24 protein-coding genes are annotated in these 24808 nt (G+C 67.5%); 13 read left to right on the forward strand and 11 right to left on the reverse strand.

Annotated elements, in window-relative coordinates; translation table 11 throughout:
• Positions 1-48 precede the first annotated feature (48 nt).
• Positions 49-768, reverse strand: a complete 720-nt coding sequence (locus NX068_RS17595) for a ComF family protein (RefSeq protein WP_263462565.1) — start codon at positions 766-768, stop codon at positions 49-51.
• A gap of 161 nt (positions 769-929) precedes the next feature.
• Between NX068_RS17595 and NX068_RS17600 the strand changes: the two genes are divergently transcribed.
• Both NX068_RS17600 and NX068_RS17605 read left to right on the forward strand, forming a co-directional pair.
• Complete coding sequence (locus tag NX068_RS17600; protein WP_263462566.1) at positions 930-1853, forward strand: methyltransferase domain-containing protein; 924 nt, start codon at positions 930-932, stop codon at positions 1851-1853.
• A gap of 12 nt (positions 1854-1865) precedes the next feature.
• The gene (locus NX068_RS17605) at positions 1866-2531 is read left to right on the forward strand and encodes a pyrimidine 5'-nucleotidase (RefSeq protein WP_263462567.1); all 666 of its coding nucleotides are present in this window, start codon (positions 1866-1868) and stop codon (positions 2529-2531) included.
• Here NX068_RS17605 and NX068_RS17610 read toward each other — a convergent pair.
• From NX068_RS17610 to yihA, 3 genes are all read right to left on the reverse strand, one after another.
• Positions 2528-3049 carry a GNAT family N-acetyltransferase gene (locus NX068_RS17610; RefSeq protein WP_327084836.1) on the reverse strand — a complete coding sequence of 174 codons (522 nt, stop codon included), beginning with the start codon at positions 3047-3049 and terminating at the stop codon, positions 2528-2530. The genes NX068_RS17605 and NX068_RS17610 overlap by 4 nt on opposite strands.
• The gene (hemB, locus tag NX068_RS17615; protein ID WP_263462568.1) at positions 3046-4050 is read right to left on the reverse strand and encodes a porphobilinogen synthase; all 1005 of its coding nucleotides are present in this window, start codon (positions 4048-4050) and stop codon (positions 3046-3048) included. Before hemB ends, NX068_RS17610 begins: the two co-directional genes overlap by 4 nt.
• 200 nt (positions 4051-4250) lie before the next feature.
• Positions 4251-4934 (reverse strand): ribosome biogenesis GTP-binding protein YihA/YsxC, encoded by a 684-nt coding sequence (yihA, locus tag NX068_RS17620; RefSeq protein WP_263462601.1) that lies wholly within the window; start codon positions 4932-4934, stop codon positions 4251-4253.
• A 123-nt stretch (positions 4935-5057) separates the two neighbouring features.
• Here yihA and NX068_RS17625 point away from each other — a divergent pair, with 123 nt between their 5' ends.
• The 4 genes from NX068_RS17625 (at position 5058) to phoU (ending at position 8532) form a co-directional block, all read left to right on the forward strand.
• Positions 5058-5687, forward strand: a complete 630-nt coding sequence (locus NX068_RS17625; RefSeq protein ID WP_263462569.1) for a c-type cytochrome — start codon at positions 5058-5060, stop codon at positions 5685-5687.
• A gap of 133 nt (positions 5688-5820) precedes the next feature.
• Positions 5821-7068: a molybdopterin molybdotransferase MoeA gene (gene moeA, locus NX068_RS17630; protein WP_263462570.1), complete on the forward strand. Its 1248-nt coding sequence runs from the start codon at positions 5821-5823 to the stop codon at positions 7066-7068.
• A gap of 16 nt (positions 7069-7084) precedes the next feature.
• Entirely contained in the window at positions 7085-7747 is a 663-nt protein-coding gene (rpiA, locus tag NX068_RS17635; RefSeq protein WP_263462571.1) for a ribose-5-phosphate isomerase RpiA, read from the forward strand.
• 89 nt (positions 7748-7836) lie between these two features.
• Positions 7837-8532: a phosphate signaling complex protein PhoU gene (gene phoU, locus NX068_RS17640; RefSeq protein WP_263462572.1), complete on the forward strand. Its 696-nt coding sequence runs from the start codon at positions 7837-7839 to the stop codon at positions 8530-8532.
• Positions 8533-8786: 254 nt separating this feature from the next.
• Here the strand turns inward: phoU and NX068_RS17645 are convergent, their stop codons facing one another.
• The 5 genes from NX068_RS17645 to NX068_RS17665 form a co-directional block, all read right to left on the reverse strand.
• Positions 8787-9059, reverse strand: coding sequence for an oxidative damage protection protein (locus NX068_RS17645; protein ID WP_068635574.1), 273 nt, complete (start codon positions 9057-9059; stop codon positions 8787-8789).
• 2 nt (positions 9060-9061) lie between these two features.
• Positions 9062-10507 carry a diguanylate cyclase domain-containing protein gene (locus tag NX068_RS17650; protein ID WP_263462573.1) on the reverse strand — a complete coding sequence of 482 codons (1446 nt, stop codon included), beginning with the start codon at positions 10505-10507 and terminating at the stop codon, positions 9062-9064.
• Positions 10504-11853 carry an amino-acid N-acetyltransferase gene (argA, locus tag NX068_RS17655; RefSeq protein ID WP_263462574.1) on the reverse strand — a complete coding sequence of 450 codons (1350 nt, stop codon included), beginning with the start codon at positions 11851-11853 and terminating at the stop codon, positions 10504-10506. The genes NX068_RS17650 and argA overlap by 4 nt, the downstream gene beginning before the upstream one ends.
• Before the next feature lie 114 nt (positions 11854-11967).
• Positions 11968-13455: a polyphosphate:AMP phosphotransferase gene (gene pap / locus NX068_RS17660; RefSeq protein WP_263462575.1), complete on the reverse strand. Its 1488-nt coding sequence runs from the start codon at positions 13453-13455 to the stop codon at positions 11968-11970.
• A gap of 37 nt (positions 13456-13492) precedes the next feature.
• Positions 13493-14215: a 16S rRNA (uracil(1498)-N(3))-methyltransferase gene (locus NX068_RS17665; RefSeq protein WP_263462576.1), complete on the reverse strand. Its 723-nt coding sequence runs from the start codon at positions 14213-14215 to the stop codon at positions 13493-13495.
• A 49-nt stretch (positions 14216-14264) separates the two neighbouring features.
• On the opposite strand from NX068_RS17665, the gene NX068_RS17670 reads away from it, so the two are divergent.
• The 5 genes from NX068_RS17670 (at position 14265) to NX068_RS17690 (ending at position 20574) form a co-directional block, all read left to right on the forward strand.
• On the forward strand, positions 14265-15074 hold the full coding sequence (locus NX068_RS17670) for an inositol monophosphatase family protein (RefSeq protein WP_263462577.1): 810 nt from the start codon (positions 14265-14267) through the stop codon (positions 15072-15074).
• Positions 15075-15242: 168 nt separating this feature from the next.
• Positions 15243-16118, forward strand: coding sequence for a phosphoribulokinase (locus NX068_RS17675; protein ID WP_263462578.1), 876 nt, complete (start codon positions 15243-15245; stop codon positions 16116-16118).
• Positions 16119-16234: 116 nt separating this feature from the next.
• Positions 16235-18250 carry a transketolase gene (gene tkt / locus NX068_RS17680; protein WP_263462579.1) on the forward strand — a complete coding sequence of 672 codons (2016 nt, stop codon included), beginning with the start codon at positions 16235-16237 and terminating at the stop codon, positions 18248-18250.
• Between the two features lie 45 nt (positions 18251-18295).
• The gene (gene gap / locus NX068_RS17685) at positions 18296-19324 is read left to right on the forward strand and encodes a type I glyceraldehyde-3-phosphate dehydrogenase (RefSeq protein WP_263462580.1); all 1029 of its coding nucleotides are present in this window, start codon (positions 18296-18298) and stop codon (positions 19322-19324) included.
• 65 nt (positions 19325-19389) lie between these two features.
• Positions 19390-20574 (forward strand): phosphoglycerate kinase, encoded by a 1185-nt coding sequence (locus tag NX068_RS17690; protein ID WP_263462581.1) that lies wholly within the window; start codon positions 19390-19392, stop codon positions 20572-20574.
• 59 nt (positions 20575-20633) lie between these two features.
• Here the strand turns inward: NX068_RS17690 and NX068_RS17695 are convergent, their stop codons facing one another.
• A complete protein-coding gene (locus tag NX068_RS17695; protein WP_263462582.1) occupies positions 20634-21026 on the reverse strand; it encodes a hypothetical protein in 393 nt (130 codons plus the stop codon).
• Positions 21027-21216: 190 nt separating this feature from the next.
• Between NX068_RS17695 and pyk the strand changes: the two genes are divergently transcribed.
• Positions 21217-22677, forward strand: a complete 1461-nt coding sequence (gene pyk, locus NX068_RS17700) for a pyruvate kinase (protein ID WP_263462583.1) — start codon at positions 21217-21219, stop codon at positions 22675-22677.
• 104 nt (positions 22678-22781) lie between these two features.
• Positions 22782-23846 (forward strand): class II fructose-bisphosphate aldolase, encoded by a 1065-nt coding sequence (gene fba / locus NX068_RS17705; RefSeq protein ID WP_263462584.1) that lies wholly within the window; start codon positions 22782-22784, stop codon positions 23844-23846.
• Between the two features lie 148 nt (positions 23847-23994).
• Here fba and NX068_RS17710 read toward each other — a convergent pair whose 3' ends face one another.
• Positions 23995-24765, reverse strand: coding sequence for a hypothetical protein (locus NX068_RS17710; protein WP_263462585.1), 771 nt, complete (start codon positions 24763-24765; stop codon positions 23995-23997).
• Positions 24766-24808: the final 43 nt, after the last annotated feature.

The raw sequence follows: 24808 nt of genomic DNA on the forward strand, positions 1-24808 counted from the left end.
GGACGGAAGTGGCGGACAGCGCCTTGCGCGCGAAGCCGGCACTGTAGCTCAGGCCGGTGCCGGCGTGCGGGCAACGACCAGATTCGTGACCCGCGCCGCGCCCTGCGCCTTCAGGCAGCGCGCCAGTTCGTCCAGCGTCGCCCCCGTGGTCATCACGTCATCGACCACCAGTACATGCAGGCCATCCAGTGCACGATCGCAGCGGAAGGCACCGGCCGGGCTCAGCAGGCGCTCTTCGCGGCTCAGCGAAGCCTGCGGCGGCGTGTCGCGCAGCTTGCGCACGCAGGCCAGTTCCATCGGCAAGGCCTGCTCACGGGCCAGCGGACGCGCAAGCTCCACCGCCTGGTTGAAGCCACGTTCGGCCAGCCTGCGCGCATGCAAGGGCATCGGAAGAATGACGTCGGTATCGGTCGTGATCTGCTCGCCGAGCACGCGCAGTTCGGCCGCGAGGAAAGTGGCCACGCTCAACTGGTGCCGATACTTGAGCGCGAGAACCAGCACATCGACCGGGAACACGTAGTCGAACAAGGCCAGCGTCGCATCGTAGGCCGGCGGCTGACGCAGGCATTGCCCGCAGGGCCCGCCATCCAGCCCCGGCAGGGCGCAGACCGGGCACGCACTGGGCGACCGCCGCGGCATTTCGGCCAGGCAGGCGGTGCACACGCCGCACGCCTGCGCCGCCTCGCCGCAGACGAGGCAGTCCTGCGGCATCAGCACGTCCAGCACGCGGGCCAGCAGGCGGCGCAGGTCTCGAGTTCGGTTTGACAAGATTTTGATCAATGGCAGAACATTCGGGGTTCGCCATTACAGCCCCCGGCGCCGGAAATGACAATGACTTCGATCAAAGCCGACCGTGTAGCGCACCGACGCGACACGGCCACCGCTCACGACGGCAAGGCCGCGGGCCTTGCTCGCCCGCGGAGCGCGCGATGAGCGAAACGGGCGACAGCGACGCGAATTTCGCGCTCGACCACGGCCTGCTGCGCCGCCGCTTCGCCCGCGCCGCGGCGACGGCCGACGGCGCCGACGTCCTGGCGCGCGAAATCGCCCGCCGGATGGACGAGCGCCTCGACTACATCCGCATCGAGCCGAAGCGCGTGCTCGACCTCGGCTGCGGCACCGGCGCCGACCTGCCCCGCCTGGTGCAGCGCTTCCCTCAGGCCTGCGTGCTGGCAGCCGATTTCGCCGTGCCGATGCTGGCCCGCGCCGGCCAGCGCCTGCGCGACGGCGCCCCCGCTCCCGGCTTGCTGCGCCGCCTGCTCGGCGGCAAGGCTGTGCCCCTGCCCCACGCCGTCGCCGACGCCCGCCGCCTGCCCTTCGCCCGCGGCAGCCTCGGCCTGGTGTGGTCCAACCTGATGCTGCCGGCGCTGGACGATCCGCTGCCGGCCTTGCAGGAGATCCACCGCGCGCTGGAAGTCGGCGGCCTGCTGATGTTTTCCACCCTCGGCCCAGATTCGCTGCGCGAACTGCGCGACGCCCTGCCCCGCACGGCGGGCGAACGCGTGCACCGCTTCATCGACATGCACGACCTCGGCGACGCCCTCGTCAAGGCCGGCTTCGCCGACCCGGTGATGGACATGGAGATGCTGACGCTGACCTATGCCGAACTCGACGGCCTGCTGTCCGACCTGCGCGCCAGCGGCGCCGCCAATGCCGCCGTCGGCCGCCCGCGCGGCCTGTCCGGCCGCAGCGGCTGGGCACAGGCGCGCGCCGCCTACGAAGCCCTGCGCCGGGACGGACGGCTGCCCGCCACCTTCGAGATCATCCAGGGCCATGCCTGGAAAGCCGCGCCGAAGACCACCGAGGACGGCCGCAGCGTCGTCCGCTTCCAGCCCCGGCCCACGCCGCGCTGAACCGACGTCGCCATGCCCAACCGTACCGTCTGGCTGTTCGACCTCGACAACACGCTGCACAACGCCAGCCCGCACATCTTTCCGCACATCAACCGCAGCATGACGGCTTATCTCGAACAGCACCTGTCGCTGTCCCCCGAGGACGCCAATGCCCTGCGGATGAACTACTGGCGCCGCTACGGCGCCACCCTGCTCGGCATGATGCGCCATCACGGCACCGACCCGGCGCACTTCCTGATCGAGACCCATCGCTTCGATCGCCTGCACGAGATGATGGTGTTCGACCGCGCGCTGCGCGGCATGCTGCGCAAGCTGCCGGGCCGTCGCTTCGTGTTCTCGAACGCACCGCGCCACTACGCCCTGGCCGTGCTGGGGCTGATGGGCATCCACGAGCTGTTCGAGGACGTGATCGCCATCGAGGACCTGGAATACCACCCCAAGCCCGGCATCCGCGGCTACCGCAAGCTGCTGTCCTCGCGGCGCCTGGACCCAGCCCGCTGCGTGATGCTGGAAGATTCGGCCGTCAACCTGCGCACCGCGAAACGGCTGGGAATGCGCACCGTGCTGGTGAGCCGCAACCTGCGCACGCCGGCCTATGTGGATATGAAGCTGGCCTCCATCCTCGACCTTCGCCGCCAATACGGCCGGCTGCTCGGCGGACGACCGAACGCCTACTAGCCCGCTGCGGCAAGGCTGCGCCGCATGAACACCGCACCGGCACCGTAACCGTCGGGCAGGCTCAGGGCCTGCGGCACGAAGCCGAATCCGCGCCAGTAGGCCGCCGCATCGGCCAGCGCCACCAGGGTCAAGGCGCGGTGCCCGGCCTGCTCCGACCAGGCTCGAACCGTGCCGAACAGGGCACGGCCCACGCCCATGCCGCGGGCGCGCGGCGACACCGCGAGATCGTGCAGAAAACCGTGGTCCGCCTGCCCTGGCAGGCGGTCGATCAGCGCATGCAGCTGCGGTACGCCGGCCTGCCACGGATGGGCGAAGACATAACCGAACGCCTCACCGCCGCGCTCGGCCAGCCAGCAGGCTTCGGGCGCGAGGCTCAGCTTGCGTGCGAGCACCTCGGCGGACTCCTGGTAGGCGTCGCCATAGGCTTCGCGCTGGATGCGGAGCACGGCATCGAGATCGCTGCTCCGCATCGTCCGCAGCCCCACTGCGGGCAAGGCCGGAGCGCCCGGCACGATCACGCGCCGGCCTTCAGCCAGCGTGCGGCTTCCAGCGCGTAATAGGTCAGGATGCCATCGGCACCGGCACGCTTGAACGACAGCAAGGCTTCCAGTGCGCAGGCCCGGTCGTCGAGCCAGCCGTTGGCCGCGGCCGCCTTCAGCATCGCGTACTCGCCGCTGACCTGGTAGGCGTAGGTCGGCACCTGGAGTTCGTGCTTCACGCGGCGCACGATGTCGAGATAGGGCAGGCCGGGCTTGACCATGAACATGTCCGCCCCTTCGGCGATGTCGAGCGCCACTTCGCGCAAGGCCTCGTCGCTGTTCGCCGGATCCATCTGGTAGGAATACTTGTTGCCCTTGCCCAGGTTGCCCGCCGAGCCGACCGCGCTGCGGAAGGGGCCGTAGAAGCTGCTGGCGTACTTGGCGCTGTAGGCGAGGATGCGGGTATGGATGAAGCCGGCATCCTCGAGCGCGGCGCGGATGGTGCCGATGCGGCCGTCCATCATGTCGCTGGGCGACACCACGTCGGCGCCCGCCGCGGCATGCGACAGCGACTGCCTGACCAGCGCATCGACGGTTTCGTCGTTAAGGATGTAGCCGCTGTCGTCGGGCAGACCGTCCTGGCCGTGGGTGGTGTAGGGGTCGAGGGCGATGTCGGTGATGACGCCCAGCTCGGGGAAGCGCGCCTTCAGCGCACGGATCGCGCGCTGGACGATGCCGTCCTCGTCCCAGGCTGCGGCGCCGTCCGCGGTCTTTGCCGCCGGATCGGGGACACCGAAGAGATCGACCGCCGGCACGCCGAGCTCGAGCGCCTGCTCGGCCACCTTCAGCAGTTCGTCGATCGACAGCCGCTCCACGCCGGGCATCGCCGCAACCGCCTCGCGGCCGGGCTTGTCATGCACGAACACCGGATAGATCAGGTCGTTGGCTGTCAGCACGTTCTCGCGCATCAGGCGACGGGAAAAATCGTCACGGCGCATGCGGCGCATGCGGGTGGAAGGGAAGGCTCCGGTCGGTCGCATCTGTGGATCTCGCTTGTCGGTTTCGAAACGGCCCGGGCCGGCGTGTCGGCGCACGCCGGAAACACATGAAGTAACGCATTGGCAGCGGAACTTCCGGGCAAAGTGTCTTATCTTATCAAGCAGACGGCGGCGCGCTCGCGTGCTGCCATGTCTCCCGCTTCACCTCCCTGAGCGGGTGCCTCGCGCCAGCGGGGCGTTTTTCACCCCCGGCTACTCCCCTGGTCGGGGGTTTTTATTTGCCCCTCCTCCGCCCGATCCGCGGACGGAGCTTCCTGCCCGGCATCCGCCCCGGCGAGGCCGAGCCAGCCGCCGATGACGCGTTCGGCATCCTCGACGCCCGTCTTCTTCAGGCTGGAGAAGAGCTGGACCGTCACCTGCGGTCCCAGCGGCGCGAGCTGGCGCCGCACGTCCTGCAGCGCCGCGCTGGCGGCGCCGCGCGACAGCTTGTCGCTCTTGGTCAGCAGGACGTGCATCGGCCGCCCCGACGGTGCGAACCAGTCGATCATCTGGCGGTCGAGCGGCGTCAAGGGATGGCGCGAATCCATGATCAGCACCAGGCCGATCAGGCTTTCCCGCTTGCGCAGATAGTGCTCGATCAGGCCCTGCCACTCGCGCCGGATCTTCTCGGGAACCGCGGCATAGCCGTAGCCCGGCAGGTCGACCAGCAGCGCACCGCTGTTGAGGCGGAAGAAGTTGATCAACTGGGTGCGCCCCGGCGTCTTCGACACGAAAGCCAGCCGGACATGTCCGGCCAGCGTGTTGATCGCGCTCGACTTGCCCGCGTTGGAGCGCCCGGCGAAGGCGATTTCCGCCCCGGAAGGCGGCGGCAGGCCGGACGGCTTGGCGATGGATATCTCGAATTGTGCGTTGCGGAAGATGGGCATGAAAAAAAGAAGGGGAAAGACCGGGCGGATGCGCCACAAAGCCCACATCGCGTCGCGCAAGGCGGGTTTCCTGTTATAGAATACCGCGTTTGAAACAATCACTCACGGCTTTCCGAGGACATCATGACCAAGCGTTCCCTGCTGCTCTCGTCCCTGTTGCTTGTCGCCGGCGGCCTGCAGGCCCAGGAACAGGCTCCGGACCTCGCCAAGGCAAAACAGACTGTCGAAACACTCTGCGCCGCCTGTCACAGCACGGATGGCAACAGCCAGTTGTCGGCCAACCCGAAGATCGCAGGGCAGCATGAGGACTACCTCTACAAGCAGCTGCGCGAGTTCAAGGGCTGGAACGGCGAGCCCCCGGCACGCGAAAACGCGGTCATGACGGCAATGGTCGACAGCCTCGAAGAAGCCGACATGCGCGCGCTGGCCAAGTACTTCGCCTCCTTCGAGCTGCAACCCGAGCCGGCGAAGAGCCTCGACACCATCGAACTCGGCCAGAGCATCTGGCGCGGCGGCATCGCCGCCAAGGGCGTTCCCGCCTGTGCCGCCTGTCACGGTCCCGCCGGTGCCGGCCTGCCGGCGCAATATCCGCGCATCGCCGGCCAGTTCGCCGACTACACCGAAGCCCAGCTCAAGGCCTTCCGCGACGGCGGCCGCGAGAACGACCCGAACCGCATGATGCGCATGATCGCGCTGAAGATGACCGACGCCGAAATGAAGGCCGTCTCGGACTTCGCCGCCGGCCTGCGCTGAGCGCTGCCGGCCGTCGTGCGGACAGAAAAGGGGTGGAGCGATCCACCCCTTTTTTCATGTGCCCACCCTTGTGTGAAAATGGCGGCTGTGCCGGCCCGCCCCGGCAACTTCCGGTTTCACTAGCACGCAGCAGATGAACCATCCATCCCCCAGCAGCACGGCACAGGACCCCCTGAAGGCCGCCGACGCGCGCCGGCTGATCCTCGACGGCCTGTCCCCGGTCACCGGCAGCGAACGCGTCGAGCTGCATGCCGCCCTCGGGCGCGTGCTGGCGCAGGACGTGATCGCCCCGCTCGACGTGCCGATGCACGACAACTCGGCGATGGACGGCTACGCGGTGCGCGCCGAAGACCTGAGGGCCGGCAGCGAAACCATGCTGGCCGTGGTCGGCAGCGCCCTTGCCGGCCATCCCTTTGCTGCCTGCCTCGGCGCGGGCGAGGCAGTGCGGATCATGACCGGCGCGGTCATCCCGGACGGCGCCGACACGGTCGTGATGCAGGAAATCGTCCGCCGCGAAGACGACAGGATCTTCATCCCCGCCGGCCAGCAGAAAGGCCGCAACCTGCGGCGCGCCGGCGAGGATCTCGCTGCCGGCAGCGTCGCCCTGGCCGCCGGCAGACGCTGCGGCCCTGCCGAACTCGGGCTGATCGCCTCGCTCGGCATCGGCGAGGTCGTGGTGCGCCGCCGCCTGCGCGTCGCTTTCTTCTCGACCGGCGACGAACTGGCCTCGATCGGCCAGCCGCTGGCACCCGGCGCGATCTACGACAGCAACCGCCACACCCTGTCCGGCGCACTGGCGCGGCTGGGCTGCGAGCTGCTCGACATGGGCATCGTGCCCGACCGGCCCGCCGCGCTCGAAGCCGCTTTCGCCGAAGCGGCCGGCACCGCCGATGTCGTCATCACCAGCGGCGGCGTCTCGGTCGGCGACGCCGACTTCATCCGCGAGCTGATGGCGCGCATGGGTGAGGTTTCGTTCTGGAAGCTGGCGATCAAGCCCGGGCGGCCGATGGCCTTCGGCCGCATCGGCGATGCCGTGCTGTTCGGCCTGCCCGGCAACCCGGTGGCGACGATGGTGAGCTTCTACCAGTTCGTCCAGGATGCCCTGCTGAGCCTGATGGGCGTGACGCCGCTGCCGCCGGCCGAACGTTTCGCCGTCCGCGCCGACTTCGCCCTGCGCAAGCCGGCAGGCCGCGTCGAATACCTGCGCGGACGTCTGCTGCGGGACGGCACCGAACCCGGCGTCACGCTGGCCGGCGCCCAGGGCTCGGGCGTGCTGCGCTCGATGTCCGAGGCCGACTGCCTCATCGTGCTGCCGGAAGACTGCACTTCGGTGCAGGCCGGCGACACCGTCTTCATCCAACCTTTCCACGGCCTGGTCTGAGGACCGGGAAACGAACATGACCCAGGACGAACTCAAGAAAACCGCCGCCCTCGCCGCACTCGACTACATCGAGGACGGCAGCATCGTCGGCGTCGGCACCGGCTCGACGGTGAACCACTTCATCGACGGCCTCGCCGGCATGCGCGAGCGCATCCGCGGCGCGGTCTCCAGCTCCGAAGCCAGCTCCAAGCGGCTCGCCGCCCACGGCATCCCGGTGTTCGATCTCAACGACATCGACAGCATTCCGGTCTATGTCGACGGTGCCGACGAGATCGACGGCGGCTTCGCCATGATCAAGGGCGGCGGCGGCGCGCTGACGCGCGAAAAGATCGTCGCCGCGGTCGCCCGGCGCTTCATCTGCATCTGCGACGCCAGCAAGCGCGTGCAGACACTGGGCCGCTTCCCGCTGCCGGTCGAGGTGATCCCGATGGCGCGCCGCCACGTCGCCTGCGAACTCGCCCGCCTGGGCGGGGAGCCGCGCCTGCGCGAAGGCTTCGTCACCGACAACGGCAACCTGATCCTCGACGCCCATGGCCTGGCGATCGACGATCCGGTCGGTACCGAGCAGCGCATCAACCAGATCGTCGGCGTGGTCACCAACGGCCTGTTCGCCGCCCGCGGCGCCGATCTGCTGCTGCTGGCCGGCAGCACCGGCGTGGAGCGCCTGCAGCGCAGCTGAGGCGACGCTCGATCGCCGTGTGACATGCAACAAAACCTTAACCTTGCGGTGCTAGCCTGCGTGCTTCCATCGACAGGAACATGGCGAAGATGACTGGACACACCTACAAACAGTTCAGCAGCGAACTGGAAGAAATCCGCAGCGGCGTGCTGCGCATGGGCGGGCTGGTCGAAGCGCAGGCCGCGAACGCACTCGAAGGCCTGCGCACCGGCAACCTCACCCTTCTCAATCAGGTCATCGAAGGCGACCAGCGCATCAACCTGATGCAGAAGCAGCTCGACGACGCCTGCAACCACATCGTCGCCCTGCGCCAGCCGACCGCAACGGACATGCGCCTGGTGATGACGGTGATCAGGTCGGTGGCCGATCTCGAGCGCATCGGCGACGAAGCCAAGAAGATCGCCAAGTCGGCCAAGCGCCTGCATTCGGCCGAATTGAGCTTCGCCCCCCGCATCGACCTGTCGCCTTCGGCCCAGGCTGCGCTGGCGATGCTGCACTCGGCGCTCGACGCCTTTGCCCGTGCCGACGCCTCCGCGGCGCCGCGCATCGAGCGCGAGGACGCCGAAGTCGATGCCAGCTTCAAGGCGATCATGCGCCAGTTGATCACCTACATGATGGAAGATCCGCGCACGATCACCAGCAGCCTCGAACTGCTGTTCAACGCCAAGGCGATCGAGCGCATCGGCGACCATGCGATGAACATCGCCGAGTACGTGGTCTTCCTGGCCCAGGGCGAGGACGTGCGCTACAGCAAGTCGGAAGAGGCGCTGCGCAGCGGCAACTGAGTAGCCGAAAGGCTGCTCGACAATAAAAAAGGATGGCCAGGCCATCCTTTTTCGTATGTGCCGCTTCGCTGCACTCGATGAGTTTCGCTGCGCGCCGGCCACGCGGCCCGGCCCATCGGCCACCGTCCCGCCGGGAACGGCTCTGGTCGGGGGCGCCCAGCCGGGAGCACCGAGTCGGGGGCGCCTAGCCACGAATGCGGCTTTGCTGCCCCCAAAACACTGCTTTCGCGGCTAAAGCCTACAGGAGAGCTGCGTCACTGCGCGGGCGGCACATAGCCGCTCACCTGGTCCGCGCCGCCTTCGAAGAAGTGCTTTTCCATCTGCTCGGCCAGATACTTGCGCGCGCGCGCATCCATCAGGTTCAGACGGTTCTCGTTGATCAGCATGGTCTGGTACTTGACCCATTGCTGCCACGCTTCCTTCGACACGTTGTCGAAGATGCGCTTGCCCAGCGCGCCCGGCACCGGCGGGAAATCCAGCCCTTCCGCCTCACGGCCGAGTTTCACGCAATTCACCATGCGAGCCATGTTCAATCCTCTCTGCTAACGGGTTCATCGGAGCTCGAAGCCGGCATTCTAGCGGATTCACCCCCGCCTCTCGCCGACAGGCTCCAACGATTGCGCCCTTCTGCCTTCGAGCGGTACATCGCCTCGTCGGCGGCCGCCATCAGGCTTTCCTCGTCACGGCCATGCTCGGGAAACAGGGCGATGCCGATGCTTGCGGTGACGCCCGTCTTGTGTCCATCGAACTCGAACACCAGATTGCCGATCGACTCGCACAGGCGATTGGCCAGCTCCGACAGGGCCGAAGCCCCGGCATCGGGCACCAGGATGGAGAACTCGTCGCCACCGACACGGAAGAACATTTCATTGCGGCGCACCACGCTGCCGACCCGCTCGACGAGCTTCACCAGCACTTCGTCGCCCGCTTGGTGGCCGAAGGCGTCGTTGATCGGCTTGAAGCCGTCGAGATCGATGCCGAGCAAGCCGACCGAGGTACCGCGCCGCGCGGCGTCGGCCAGCATGCGCTCCAGCTCCTCGTGGAAACGGCGCCGGTTGAAGATGTTGGTCAGCGGGTCGCGCTCCGCCATCGAGATCAGCTGTGCCGAGATGCGCCGGGCCTCGGTCACGTCCTCATAGATCCAGACCCGGCCGATGCGCTGATCCTTGCCCGCCCCGGCCACCACCGCCGAACGGTCGGTGATCACACGTCCATCGGCGAAACGGAATTCGTACTCGTCGCTCATCGGCTGCTTGGCGTCCAGCACCTCGGCGATGTGGGCGAAATAGGCCTGGGCATCTTCCAGCAGCGACGCGGCCTTGTTCTGCAGCGTGCTCTCGCGCATGCCGATCAGGTGCGTATCCTCCGGATAGCCCCAGATTTCGAGCATCGCCCGGTTGTAGTACAACACCCGCCGCTCCTGGTCCATGAACAGGATGCCCAGCCGGATCAGGTTCAGCAGCGCGGCGAGGCGCTGGCGCTCGTCGTTGCTGCGCAGCAGGTAGTGCTCGCGCAGCGCCTGGGCGCGGCGAAGCTCGGTGACCGTTTCGAGCAGCTTGTACTCGGTTTCCTTGCGCGACTGGATGTCCTCGGCCGACAACCGCAGGGCGGCCAGCCCCGGCGCGGCATCCGGCATCGCCCGCCAGTGGGAGGCGACCCAGGCCGCTTCGCCGTCCCGCCGCCTGAGCCGCAGCTCGAAATCCTGCGCCACGCCGTCCACCACCATCTGCGTCAGCATGCGGCGGCAGTAGCTGCGGTCCGACTCGTGTACGAGCAGATCCAGCGCGTCCTCGGCCTCCATGCACTCCCGCGGCTCCAGCCCGGTGACGCGCTCGATCGAGGGGCTGATCCACAGCAGGCGCAGGTCGCGGTCGAACACCGCCTCGATGCCGTGGACACCCTCCGCCACCTGCCGCAGAAGCGCCAGTTCGACATCGGCCTGCCGCCGCATCGCACGTCTGGGCCAGAGGATCATAGGAGCTTCACGAATACCTTCGAGCGCCGCTGCAGGTTGTACAGCTCACGCTTCTTGCGCGGCAGGGCTTCGGGGCCGATCTCGCTGAAGCCCCGTTCGCGGAACCAGTGCGCGGTGCGCGTCGTCAGCACGAACAGCCGCTCGAGCCGCTGCACGCGGGCACGGCGCTCGATGCGCTTCAGCAACTGGTCGCCCAGCCCGGCGCGGCGATATTCCGGCGTCACCGCGAGACAGGCGAGTTCGGCGGCATTGTCCTCCGAGAACGGGTACAGCGCCGCGCAGCCCACCAGCACGCCATCGTGCTCGACCACGGTGAAACGCTCGATTTCCTGTTCGAGCAGCTCGCGGCCGCGGCGCACCAGCGTGCCGTCGGCCTCCATCGGCGTGATCAGCGAGACGAGCGCGGCGACGTCGTCGACCGTCGCCTCGCGCAGGCGGAACAAGGGGTCGCGCGACACCACGGTGCCGACGCCGGCGTGGGTGAAGAACTCGAGCAGCAGCCCGCCGTCCTTGTCGTGATCGATCAGGTGGCAGCGCGCCACGCCGCGGCGCACCGCGCGGATCGCACACGGCAGGAACAGCCCCAGGTCCTCGGTCAGGCCGTCCCCGCTCGCGAGCCTGGCTTGCGCCTCGTCCGCGGTCACCGATTCGACCAGGCCGCCGTCGGCATCCAGCAGCCCAGGCGCATCGCACAGGTAGATGAGCTTTTCGGCCTTCACCGCCACCGCCACCGCTTCGGCGACCTCTTCCATCGCCAGGTTGAAGATTTCCCCCGCGGGCGAGACGCCGAGCGGCGTGATCAGGACCACGTTGTGCTGGTCGAGGTCGGCGTTGATCTCCTCGGCGACGATCTTGCGCACCGCGCCGGTGTATTGGTAATCGACGCCATCGACGACGCCGACGGGACGCGCGGTGATGAAGTTGCCGCCGGTCACGCGCATGTAGCTGCCCGCCATCGGCGTGTTCGGCAGCCCCTGCGACAGCAGCGCCTCGACTTCGAAGCGGGTCACCGCCATCGCTGCCTTCACGCACTCCAGCGCCTCGGCATCGGTCACCCGCAGGCCGTGGTGGAAACGCGGCTCCAGGCCGCGGCGGGCCAGCTCGACATCGATCTGCGGCCGCGCCCCATGCACCAGCACCAGGCGGATGCCGAGCGCGGCGAGCAGGTTGCAGTCGTAGGCCAGGCGCTGCGCGCGATCGCCCGCCGCCACTTCGCCGCCGAAGCCGACGACGAAAGTTTTGCCGCGAAAGGCGTGGATGTAAGGCGCAGCGCCACGCACCCAGGCGACGAACTGGGAAGTGGGGTCGTCGGGCACCGGTACGGCAGAGGTCGTTTCAGCGTTCACGCAGTCACCGCGGCAGAAGCCGGACCAGCGGCATGCGAAGCCACCGAACCGACGGAATTTCGGATGGCGGGATTCTAGCGGATGCGTGCGCGCGGCGACATCGCCACGCCCAAATCAGGCCAGCTCCGCTTCGATGCGCTCACAAATCGTGCGCAGAACCTTGATCCGGGCAAAATATTTGTTCTCCGCCTCGACCAAGATCCAGGGCGCGCGCTCGGTACTGGTGCGATCGACCATGTCGCACACGGCACGGACGTAGTCGTCCCACTTCTCGCGATTGCGCCAGTCTTCCGCGGTGATCTTGAAGCGTTTGTGCGGCTCGGCCTCGCGCGCTTCGAAACGCGCCAGCTGTTCATCCTTGCCGATCGCCAGCCAGAACTTGATCACGATGATGCCGGCGTCGGCGAGTTGGTCCTCGAAGTCGTTGATCTCGGCGTAGGCCCGCATCCAGTCGGCTTCCGAGCAGAAGCCCTCGACCCGCTCGACCAGCACCCGGCCGTACCACGAACGGTCGAACACGACGGTCTTGCCGCGCGCCGGCAGGTGGCGCCAGAAGCGCCACAGATAGGGCTGCGCGCACTCCTCCTCGGTCGGCGCCGAAACCGGCACCACGCTGTACTGGCGGATGTCCAGCGCCGCGGTGACACGGCGGATGGCACCGCCCTTGCCGGCGGCGTCCACGCCTTCGAACACGAGCGCCAGCGCATGCCTGCTGCGGAACGCCGCCTCGCGCGTCAGCAGCGCCAGCCGGCCCTGGAGATTTTCGAGTGCCTCTTCGTATTCCTTCTTGCCCATTTCCCGGCGCAGCACCAGGCTGTCGAGCAGGTTGCGCCGGTCGATGAACGGCGGCAGCGGCGGTGCCAGCTGGCGCGGCGCGTGCTTGCGGCAGGCGGCCTCGAGGCGCTTCTGCAACGCCGCGAGCAGCGTGCGGCCGACGAACAGCGCACGGAAGCGCGGATCGCTGCCATCGACGATCATCCACGGCGCATTGCCGGTACTGGTCTGGCGCAGCGCGCGTGCGGCGACGTCGCGATAGCGCGCGTACTGCCGGTAGAAATGCCAGTCGCGCTCGGTGACGCGCCAGCGCGTGCGCGGATCCTTTTCCAGTTCGCGCAGGCGCTTCTTCTGCCCGCTCTTCGGCAGGTGGAACCAGAACTTGACCAGCAGCACGCCTTCCTGCGTCAGCATGTCCTCGAAACGGCGGATCTCGCCGAGGCGCTGCTCGAAGCGGGCCTTGCTGCCGATGCGCCCGACCCGGTCGCGGATCGGCTGCGAATACCAGTTGTTGAACATCACGCCGATCTTGCCGCGCGGCGGCAGCGCCCGCCAGAAACGCCACATGAACGGACGCTCGCTCTCCTCGGCGGTCGGCTGGTCGAAGGCCCAGCCTTCGATGTGGCGCGAATCCATCCACTCGTCGAGCAGGTTCATGGTCTCGCCCTTGCCCGCGCCGTCGATGCCGTTGATCAGCACGACGACGGCGAACTGCTTCAGCTCGAGGATTTCGTACTGGGCATCGAGCAAGGCCATGCGCAGCGGCGGCACGGCGGTCTCGTACTCTTCCTTGTCGGTCCTGTGGCCGAGCTCCGCGGTTTCGAACATCCCATCCTCCCGTCCTTGCAGCACCGCATGGGTCCAGTCAGAAATCTCCCCAGCGCGCCTGCAGTACCGCCAGCGCCGCCAGTCCCGCGGTTTCGGTCCGCAGCACCCGCGGTCCCAGCGTCACCCGCCGCACGCCTGCCGCATCGCAGGCAGCAAGCTCGCCTTCGGTCCAGCCGCCTTCGGGGCCGACCAGCACATGCACGTCCCCCTCCGGCCGCTCGCCCGCCGGCAAACCGTCGCTCCCCCCCGGCGCCAGCACCCAGGCAGCCTGCCCACGCACGGCAGCGAGCCATTGCAGCAGCGGCCGGATCGGCGCCACTTCCGGAATACGGTTGCGCCCGCTCTGCTCGCAGGCGGACACCGCCACCTGCTGCCAGTGGACGCGCCGCTTGTCCGCACGTTCGCCCGCCAGCCGCAGCACCGAACGCTCGGCCTGCACCGGCTGGATCGCCGCCGCCCCCAGCTCCACCGCCTTCTGCACCACCCAGTCCATCTTGTCGCCCGCCGCCAGCGCCTGCACCAGCACCACACGCAAGGGAGATTCGCGATCGAACGGACGCCGCTCGCCGAGCACGGCAAAACCGGCCTTGCCACGCACCACCAGGCGGGCCTCGACTTCGCCGCCTTCGCCGTCGAACAGCACCAGCGGCTCGCCGTCGCGCAGGCGCAGCACGCGCAGCGCGTGATGGGCGAGATCGTCGGGCAGCGCAACTTCGCCACCATCGGGCAGACGAGCCGGGAAATGGAAACGTGAAATCATCGTAAGATTATAGGCCTCGCATCAAGCAGCCGACCGGCCAGGAGCCCGCATGCCCACCGCAGCCCAACGCCTCGCCCGTGCCAGAGCCCTCGAATCGCTGGTGCGCGACATCGCGCGCGACGAAATTCTGCCCCGCTACCTGAAGTCGGCGCGCAACCGCAAACCGGACGGTTCGCTGTTCACCGAGGCCGACCTGGCCTCGCAGCGCTGCTTCAGCGAAGCCTTGCCGAAATTCCTCGCCGGCGAGGTGCTCGGCGAGGAAATGACCGCCACCGAACAGGCCCACCTGTGGAACGAAGGCGGGCGCGGCCTGTGGTGCATCGACCCGATCGACGGCACGACCAACTTTGCCAACGGCATTCCGCTGTTCGCCGTGTCGATCGCCTACCTGATCGACCACGAGCCGGTGCTGGGCGTGGTCTACAACCCGATCACCGACGAATCCTTCTATGCCGCGCGCGGCGCCGGCGCCTTTCTCAACGGCACCGAACTGCCGCTGCGCGAAGGTGCGTCCAGCCTGCGCGATGCGGTGGCCGGCGTCGACTTCAAGCGCATCAGCCATCACCTGGGCGACGAACTGGCGGTGCGTCCGCCCTATTACTCGCAGCGCAACTTCGGCTCCAGCGCGCTGGAATGGTGTTTCGTCGCCGCCGGCCGGCTGGACGTCTACCTGCATGGCGGCCAGATGCTGTGGGACTACGCCGCCGGCAGGCTGATCCTGGCCGAAGCGGGCGGCGTGGCCGAAGCGCTGGACGGCGGCTCGCTGATGGCCGGCCCGGCGCTGAAGCGCGGCGTCATCGCCGCCGTCAATCCCAGCCTGTTCACCGAATGGTCTGCATGGGTGAAGGCGCGATCCTGAGCAATGGGCGCCTGGCCAGGGGCGCCCGGCTGAGCAGCAAGCGGCGAGGGCATAGCTGAGCAAAGGGTGTCCGGGCGCCTCCTCGCCGGGCGCCTGCGATCTGTTCCGTTTTGCTGCACCGCAATATACTAAAGCACGGGCACCAGCTGGTGCGGCGTGGAGACCATCATGACCATGAAACACCCGATCATCGCCGTCACCGGCTCATCCGGCGCCGGCACGACGACGGTCAAGCACACTTTCGAAGCGATCTTCCACCGCGAGCACGTCAACGCCGCGATCGTCGAAGGCGACAGCTTCCACCGCTACACGCGTGCGGAGATGAAGGAGCAGATCGAAGAGGCCGAACGTGCCGGACAGCGCGGCATCAGCCATTTCGGCCCCGAAGCCAACCTGTTCGCCGAGCTGGAAAGCCTGTTCCGCTCCTATGGCGAAGCCGCCACCGGCCGGCGCCGGCACTACATCCACAACGAGGCGCAGGCCATGCGCTGGAACCTGCCGATGGGCACCTTCACCGAATGGGAAGACCTGCCGGTCGGCACCGACTGCCTGTTCTACGAGGGCCTGCACGGCGCGGTCGTCACCGACGATGTCGATGTCTCGCGCCACGTCGACCTGCTGATCGGCGTGGTGCCGACGATCAACCTCGAATGGATCCAGAAGCTGCACCGCGACACCCGGATCCGCGGCTACTCGGCCGACGCGGTGCAGGACACCATCCTGCGCCGCATGCACGACTACGTGCATTACATCGTGCCGCAGTTCGCCCGCACCCACATCAACTTCCAGCGCGTGCCGATCGTCGATACCTCGAACCCCTTCATTGCCCGCGACGTACCGACGCAGGACGAATCGATGGTGGTGATCCGCTTCAAGGATCCGCGCGGCGTCGACTTCCCCTACCTGCTGAACATGATCCCCAACGCTTTCATGAGCCGCGCCAACACCATCGTCATTCCGGGCGGCAAGCTCGACCTGGCGATGCAGTTGATCCTGACGCCGCTGATCTGGAAGCTGATGGAGCGGCGCCGGCAATCGGTATGAGCAGCGCAACGGTGCGCCGGACAGGCCGATGCGCCATTGCGGCATTGGCATCGGCAAGGGCTTTTAAGGGATAATTGCGGTTTTTCCGATGGTGGCCTCCGGCCCGAGAACACAGCATGCAGTCGACCCGCAACGTCAAGCCTCCGGTCTTCAACCCTGTCACCGGCGCAATCCGCGCCCTCGCGATGGACGCCGTGCAACAGGCCAACTCCGGCCACCCCGGTGCGCCGATGGGCATGGCCGAGATCGCCGAAGTGCTGTGGCGCCACCACCTGAAGCACAACCCGGCCAACCCGAAGTGGGCCGACCGCGACCGCTTCGTGCTGTCCAACGGCCACGGCTCGATGCTGATCTACGCGCTGCTGCACCTCACCGGCTACGACCTGCCGATCGAGGAGCTGAAGCGTTTCCGCCAGCTGCACAGCAAGACCCCCGGCCACCCCGAATACGGCTACGCGCCCGGCGTCGAGACCACCACCGGCCCGCTCGGCCAGGGCATCACCAACGCGGTGGGCATGGCGCTGGCCGAAAAGCTGCTGGCTGCCGACTTCAACCGCCCCGGCCACGAGATCGTCGATCACCACACCTATGTCTTCCTCGGCGACGGCTGCCTGATGGAAGGCATCTCGCACGAAGCCTGCTCGCTCGCCGGCACCTGGGGCCTGGGCAAGCTGATCGCCTTCTACGACGACAACAACATCTCCATCGACGGCCACGTCGAGGGCTGGTTCACCGACGACACCCCCAAGCGCTTCGAAGCCTACGGCTGGCAGGTGATTCGCGACGTGCAAGGCCATGACCCGGCCGAGATCGAAGCCGCCATCCAGCAGGCCAGGGCCAACCTCGCCCAGCCCACGCTGATCTGCTGCAAGACCGTGATCGGCGCCGGTGCGCCCAACAAGCAGGGCAGCCACGACGTGCACGGCGCCCCGCTCGGCGCCGCCGAAATCGAGGCCGCGCGCGCCCACATCGGCTGGACCCACCCGCCGTTCGAGATCCCGGCCGAGGTCTATGCCGCCTGGGACGCCCGCACCGAGGGCGCCGAAGCCGAGGCCCAGTGGAACACCCGCTTCGCCGCCTACCGCAGCGCCCACCCCGAACTCGCCGCCGAGTTCGAGCGCCGCATGGCCGGCGAGTTGCCCGCCGACTGGGATGCCCACGTCGCCGCCGTGCTGGCCAAGGTGACCGACAAGGCCGAAACCATCGCCACCCGCAAGGCCAGCCAGAACAGCATCGAAGCCTACGCGCCCAAGCTGCCCGAGCTGCTCGGCGGCTCGGCCGACCTGGCCGGCTCCAACCTCACGCTGTGGTCGGGCGCCAAGGGCGTGAGCAAGACCAACGGCGGCAATTACGTGTATTACGGCGTGCGCGAATTCGGCATGGCCGCGATCGCCAACGGCATCAGCCTGCACGGCGGCCTGATCCCCTACACCGCCACCTTCCTGATGTTCAGCGAATACGCGCGCAACGCCCTGCGCATGGCTGCGCTGATGAAGATCCGCCAGATCTTCGTGTTCACCCACGACTCGATCGGCCTCGGCGAGGACGGCCCCACCCACCAGCCGGTCGAGCAGATCGCCACGCTGCGGCTGATCCCCAACATGGACGTCTGGCGCCCCTGCGACAGCACCGAATCGGCCGTCGCCTGGGCCTGCGCGATCGAACGCAAGAGCGGCCCGAGCAGCCTGTGCTTCTCGCGCCAGAACCTGCCTTTCCAGACCCGCAGCGCCGAACAGCTGGCCGATATCCGCCGCGGCGGCTACGTGCTGGCCGAAGCGAACGGCACGGCCCGGGCCGTCATCCTCGCCACCGGCTCCGAAGTCGCGCTGGCGCTGGCCGCCCGGCAGCAACTGGCCGAGGCAGGCATCGCCGTCCGCGTCGTGTCGATGCCGAGCACCAACGTCTTCGACCGCCAGGACGAAGCGTACAGGGCGGCCGTGCTGCCCAAGGGCCTGCCGCGCGTGGCGGTCGAGGCCGGCGTCAGCGACGGCTGGCGCAAGTATGTCGGCCTGGAAGGCGAAGTCGTCGGCATCGACCGCTTCGGCGAGTCCGCGCCGGCCGGCGAGCTGTTCAAGTATTTCGGCATCACCACCGAGGCCGTCGTGGCCGCGGTCAGGAAAGTGCTCGCCTGAGGCGAGCAATCGGTTTCGTGTATCCATGAAGAGGGAGAAGCATCGATGAGCATCAAGGTCGCCATCAACGGTTTCGGTCGTATCGGTCGCTGCACGCTGCGCGCCATCTACGAGCAGGGGCTGCAGAACGAATTCGAAGTGGTCGCCATCAACGCCTCCGGCGATCTGGCCACCAACGCCCACCTGCTGAAGTACGACACCACCCATGGCCGCTTCGCCACCTCGGTCGACACCGAAGGCGAGAACATCATCATCATCGACGGCAAGAAGATTCCCTTCTACTCCACCAAGGATCCCAAGGGCGTCAACTGGGGCAGCCACGGCGTCGACGTGCTGCTGGAATGCACCGGCGCCTACACCACCAAGGCCAAGGCCCAGGCGCTGCTCGACCAGGGTGCCAAGCGCGTGCTGATCTCGGCGCCGGGCGGCGACGACGTGGACACCACCATCGTCATGGGCGTCAATGAAGAAGCGCTGAAGGCCGGCATGACCGTCGTCTCCAACGCTTCGTGCACCACCAACTGCCTGGCCCCGGTCGCCAAGATCCTGGCCGACAGCGTCGGCATCAAGCAAGGCCTGATGACCACCATCCACGCCTACACCAACGACCAGGTCACCGTCGACGTCCGCCACAAGGACCTGCGCCGTGCCCGCGCCGCCGCCGCAAACATCATCCCGACCAAGACCGGCGCCGCCAAGGCCGTCGGCCTGGTGCTGCCTCAACTGGTCGGCAAGGTCGATGGCTTCGCCCTGCGCGTGCCGACGATCAACGTCTCGCTGGTCGATCTGACCTTCACCGCCGAGCGCGCCACCACCAAGGAAGAGATCAACGAGCTGATGACCGCCGCGGCCAACGGCCCGCTGAAGAGCATCCTGGCGGTCAACACCGAGCCGCTGGTGTCCTCCGACTTCAACCACACCACCGTCTCCTCCACCTTCGACGCCACCCAGACCCGCGTCATCAAGGGCGAGGACGGCTCGGTGCTGGTCAAGGTGCTGGCCTGGTACGACAACGAGTGGGGCTATTCCTGCCGCATGCTCGACGCCGCCCGCGCCTTCGTCAACGCCAAGTAAGCGTTCGCAACCGCAAACCATCGACGCCCTGCCCCGCAGGGCGTTTTCACGAGACTCACACGATCATGCAAGTCAAGAAACTCAGCCAACTCGACGTGCGCGGCAAGAAGGTCTTCATCCGCGCCGACCTCAACGTGCCGCAGGACGAAGCCGGCAACATCACCGAGGACACCCGCATCCGCGCCTCCATCCCGTCGATCCAGTACTGCCTGGACAAGGGCGCGGCGGTGATGGTCACTTCCCACCTCGGCCGCCCGACCGAAGGCACGGTCGGCCCCGACGACACCCTGGCGCCGGTTGCCGTGCGCCTGGGCCAGTTGCTGAACAAGCCGGTCAAGCTGATCGCCGACTGGGTCGATGGCGACTTCGAAGTCAAGCCGGGCGAAGTCGTGCTGCTGGAGAACTGCCGCTGCAACAAGGGCGAGAAGAAGGACAACGAAGAACTGGCGAAGAAGATGGCCGCGCTGTGCGACATCTACGTCAATGACGCCTTCGGCACCGCCCACCGCGCCGAAGCCACCACCCACGGCATCGCCCGCTTCGCGCCGGTGGCCTGCGCCGGCATGCTGATGGGCGCCGAGATCGACGCGCTCGGCAAGGCCCTGCACGATCCCAAGCGGCCGCTGGTCGCGATCGTCGGCGGCGCCAAGGTGTCGACCAAGCTGACCATCCTGAAGACCCTGGCGGCCAAGGTCGACCAGCTCATCGTCGGCGGCGGCATCGCCAACACCTTCCTGCTCGCCGCCGGCAAGCGCATCGGCGAATCGCTGGCCGAACCCGAAATGGTGCGCGAAGCCCAGCAGGTCATGGACATCATGAAGGAGCGCGGCGCCGAAGTGCCGCTGCCCACCGACGTCGTGGTGGCCGACGAGGTCTCGGCGCTGGCGCGTGCCAACCGCATTTCGGTGGACGAAGTCGGCCCGCACGACCGCATCCTGGACTTCGGTCCCAAGTCCTCGGCCAGGCTCGCCGACATCATCGCCCACGCCGGCACCATCGTCTGGAACGGCCCGGTCGGCGTCTTCGAACACGCCCAGTTCGCCGGCGGCACCAAGATGATGGCCTCGGCCATCGCCCACTCCGAAGCCTTCTCGATCGCCGGCGGCGGCGACACCCTGGCGGCCATCGCCAAGTTCAACATCGCCGACGACGTGGGCTATATCTCGACCGGCGGCGGCGCCTTCCTGGAGTTCCTCGAAGGCAAGACCCTGCCGGCGATCGCCGCGCTGGAAGCGCGCTACGCCGACTGAAGGACATCGACGAAAGGGGCGCCGCGGCGCCCCTTTTCCGTTGCCGGGCCGGGATGGCTTCAGGGCATCGGGTGCAGCATCAGGTCGGTCTTGCGCCGGCCAGACGCGCTCCTGCGGTCCTCCCGGGCGTCGATGAACTGCATCCGCTGGGCATGGACGTAAGGATCGCGGCGATTGTAGTGGCGGCGGTCTTCGTGGTGCCGGTAGATGCACTCGCAACGGCTGCTTTCACAGTCCGCCAGCGGCAGATGCGGAGCATGGGCGGCAAGGAAGCGCTGTCCCGCCAGCTTGCGCACCGCCTCGCAGCCATCGCCGCGGGCTTCGAGCGCCACGCAATGATATGGATGCTGCGGCATCTCCGTACGTGCGGGCGCCGGCGGCGTCCGCCGCTGCAGCAGCAGCCAGCCGGCCAGCACACCGGCGATCAGGGCGAGCACGACTGCAAATTCCATGGTCCTTCCCCAGGCTTGTGCGCCGATTTCCAGTCTAGTCACCGAAAGCTGGATTTTCCATTCCGGCGACGATGCCATCGCACTGGACGCAAGCCCCGCGGCAGCGGCAGCCGTCGTCCGACTCCGGTTTAGAATGCAGGGCAATGCCACAGTTCGCGCCGTTCGCAGGAACACGCTTCCGGGAGTCCGCATGCCACGCCACACCAAGATCGTTGCCACCCTCGGCCCTGCCTCGTCCGATCTCGAAGTGTTGCAGCGCATGGTCGGCGCCGGCGTCGACGTCGTGCGCATGAATTTTTCCCACGGCACCGCCGAGGCCCACATCGCCCGCGCCGACGCCGTCCGCCAGGCTGCGGCGCTCGTCGGCCGCCCGGTCGGCATCCTCGCCGATCTGCAGGGCCCCAAGATCCGCATCGGCCGGTTCGCCGAAGGCCGCATCACGCTGGAACGCGATGCGGCCTTCATCCTCGACGCCCGTTGCGAGCTCGGCAATGCGCAGCGCGTCGGGCTGGACTACAAGGACCTGCCCAAGGACGTGAAACCGGGCGACGTGCTGCTGCTCGACGACGGCCGGCTCAAGCTCGGCGTGCAGCGTGTGGCCGGCCACGAGATCCACACCATCGTCAGGGTCGGCGGCGAACTGTCGAACAACAAGGGCATCAACCGCCAGGGCGGCGGCCTGACCGCACCGGCGCTGACCGCCAAGGACATGGACGACATCCGCACCGCGGCGCGGATCGGCGTCGATTTCGTCGCCGTGTCCTTCCCCAAGAGCGCGGCCGACATGTACATGGCGCGCCAGTTGATGCGCGCCGCGGGCGGCGGCGACGCGCTGCTGATCGCCAAGATCGAGCGCAGCGAAGCCGTGGCCAACCTCGACGAGATCCTCGACGCGTCCGACGGCATCATGGTCGCGCGCGGCGACCTCGCGGTCGAAGTCGGCGACGCCGCCGTGCCGGCACTGCAGAAGAGGATGCTGCGCGCGGCGCGCGACCGCAACAAGCTCACGATCACCGCGACGCAGATGATGGAATCGATGATCACCAGCCCGGTGCCGACCCGCGCCGAGGTGTCGGACGTCGCCAACGCGGTGCTCGACGGCACCGATGCGGTGATGCTGTCGGCCGAGACCGCCTCGGGCCGCTTCCCGGTCGAAGTCGTCGAGGCGATGAGCCGGGTCTGCGTGGAAGCGGAGAAGTCGAGCGAGGTCACGCTCGACCGCGAAGTGCTGAACCGCGTATTCACCCGCATCGACCAGTCGATCGCGATGGCGGCGATGTGGACCGCCTACCACCTGAAGGTCAAAGCCATCGCCTCGCTGACCCAGACCGGCTCGACCGCGCTGTGGATGAGCCGGCTGAACTGCGGCGTGCCGATCTATGCGCTCACCCCCGAAGTCGGCGCCCGCAACCAGATGACGCTGTACCGCGAAGTCTATCCGCTGCTGATGAGCCAGACCCACCAGGACCGCGACGTGCTGCTGTGGGAGGCCGAGCAGATCCTGCTCGAACAGGGCGTGGTCGAGTACGGCGACCTGATTGTGCTGACGATCGGCGAGCCGATCGGCGCCGCGGGCGGCACCAACACGCTCAAGATCGTGCGCGTCGGCGACCATCCTGTCCAGGGTGCCTGGACATCACAGGATTTGTAACACCACGGCATGCCGAAGCCGTCGCCCGCGCGCAACGCAGCATCGGCTCGTGTATTAGAATGCGAGGTTAGATTCGACCATCGCCCGTCACCAGGAGAACCTACATGCCCCTCGTTTCCATGCGCCAGCTGCTCGACCACGCCGCCGAACACAGCTATGGCCTGCCCGCGTTCAACGTCAACAACCTCGAACAGGTCCAGGCCATCATGGAAGCGGCGTCCGAATGCGACAGCCCGGTGATCATGCAGGCCTCGGCCGGCGCCCGCAAATATGCCGGCGAAGCCTTCCTGCGCCACCTGATCGACGCCGCCGTCGAAGCCTATCCGCACATCCCGATCGTCATGCACCAGGACCACGGCCAGAGCCCGGCGGTGTGCATGGGCGCGATCCGCTCCGGCTTCTCCAGCGTGATGATGGACGGCTCGCTGCTGGAAGACGGCAAGACGCCGTCCTCCTACGAATACAACATCGCCGTCACCCGTGAAGTGGTCAAGTTCTCGCACGCCATCGGCGTCAGCGTCGAAGGCGAGCTCGGCTGCCTCGGCTCGCTCGAAACCGGCCAGGCCGGCGAGGAAGACGGCATCGGCGCCGAAGGCACGCTGGACCATTCGCAGATGCTGACCGACCCCGACCAAGCCGCCGACTTCGTCAAGCAGACCGACTGCGACGCGCTCGCCATCGCCATCGGCACCAGCCACGGCGCCTACAAGTTCAGTCGCAAGCCCACCGGCGACATCCTGTCGATCGAGCGCGTCAAGGCCATCCACGCCCGCCTTCCCAACACCCACCTGGTGATGCACGGCTCCAGCTCGGTGCCGCAGGAACTGCTCGAGATCATCCGCCAGTACGGCGGCGACATGAAGGAAACCTACGGCGTGCCGGTCGAGGAAATCGTCGAGGGCATCAAGTACGGCGTGCGCAAGATCAACATCGACACCGACATCCGCCTGGCGATGACCGGCGCGGTGCGCAAGTTCTTCGTCGAGAACCCGTCCAAGTTCGACCCGCGCGAATTCAACAAGCCGGCGCGCGAAGCCGCCAAGCTGGTGTGCAAGGCCCGCTTCGAAGCCTTCGGCAGCGCCGGCCAGGCCAGCCGGATCAAGCCGGTGTCGCTGGAAAAGATGGCCGCGCGCTACAAGGCCGGCGAACTGAGCCAGATCGTGCGCTGACGCCCTTGCCGCGCCTTTCCACCGCACAGGGCGGCCGGCGTGTCCCGCACATCGCCCGCCTGGATGCTTTCGAAGGGCAACTGCGCACGCCGCCAGCAGCCTGCCGGACCAACCCCCGCAGGCAACGCCGCAGCGGGGGTGATCTCGGCTACTGATGCGCGATCAATGTCACGGACACGTCCGCCCTGCCCGGGTTGCCGATCTCGACGACTGCCCGGGTCGCCTTCGCTGGCCGCGGCCATTTGCAGATCGGATTGGGCTGGTTCTCCGCGCAGATCCGTTCGGCGGTTCCCAGATCGAAGACTCTCAGCATCAGGCGGACATCCAAACCGCCTTCCGCGTAGACGAACAAGGTTCGTCCCGCGCGCACGTCACCACACAGCACCAGGCTGGATTTCGCACCCACTTTCAGGACACGGCTCGATGAAGGCCCGAACCCTTGGGCACCGCAATCACTCGGCATAGCGGGCGGTGCTCCCGAATCGGGCTCGCGCAGGACAAGCTCATCCTCGACCACCACGAAGGGGACGCTGCGCTCGGCGAAGCGGCGTAGCAGCGATGATTGCGCTCCTCCCATCAAGCCACCCAGCGAACTACCCGTGCGTTCCAGCCTGGCGATCTGCCTCAGCAGTTCGCTGTCGCCGGCCGCGCGTTGCCGGGCTTTTTCGAACATGGCGGAGGAGGTCAGAAAGCTGGCATCACGCGCCAGTACGTCGAAAGGCCTGCGCGCCGCCGCCGCGCGCGCCATTTCCAGCGCATCGCCAGCATCACTGGCGCGAGCGAAATCCAACACTGCCTGCCGCATCTGCTCCAGCGTTGGTGTCGAGTCCTGCGGAATTTCCGCCTTCCGGGTTCCGGCGCAGGCACTCAGCAGGAGCAGAAGGGCCAGAACGCCGAGCATCGTGTGTCGGGCCTGCATATGGGTCGAAATCCTTCCATCATCGAAATTGTTAGCAGCCCCC

The organism is Thauera carbonicopians, assembly GCF_025699485.1.
In the GTDB taxonomy this organism is placed as follows: domain Bacteria; phylum Pseudomonadota; class Gammaproteobacteria; order Burkholderiales; family Rhodocyclaceae; genus Thauera.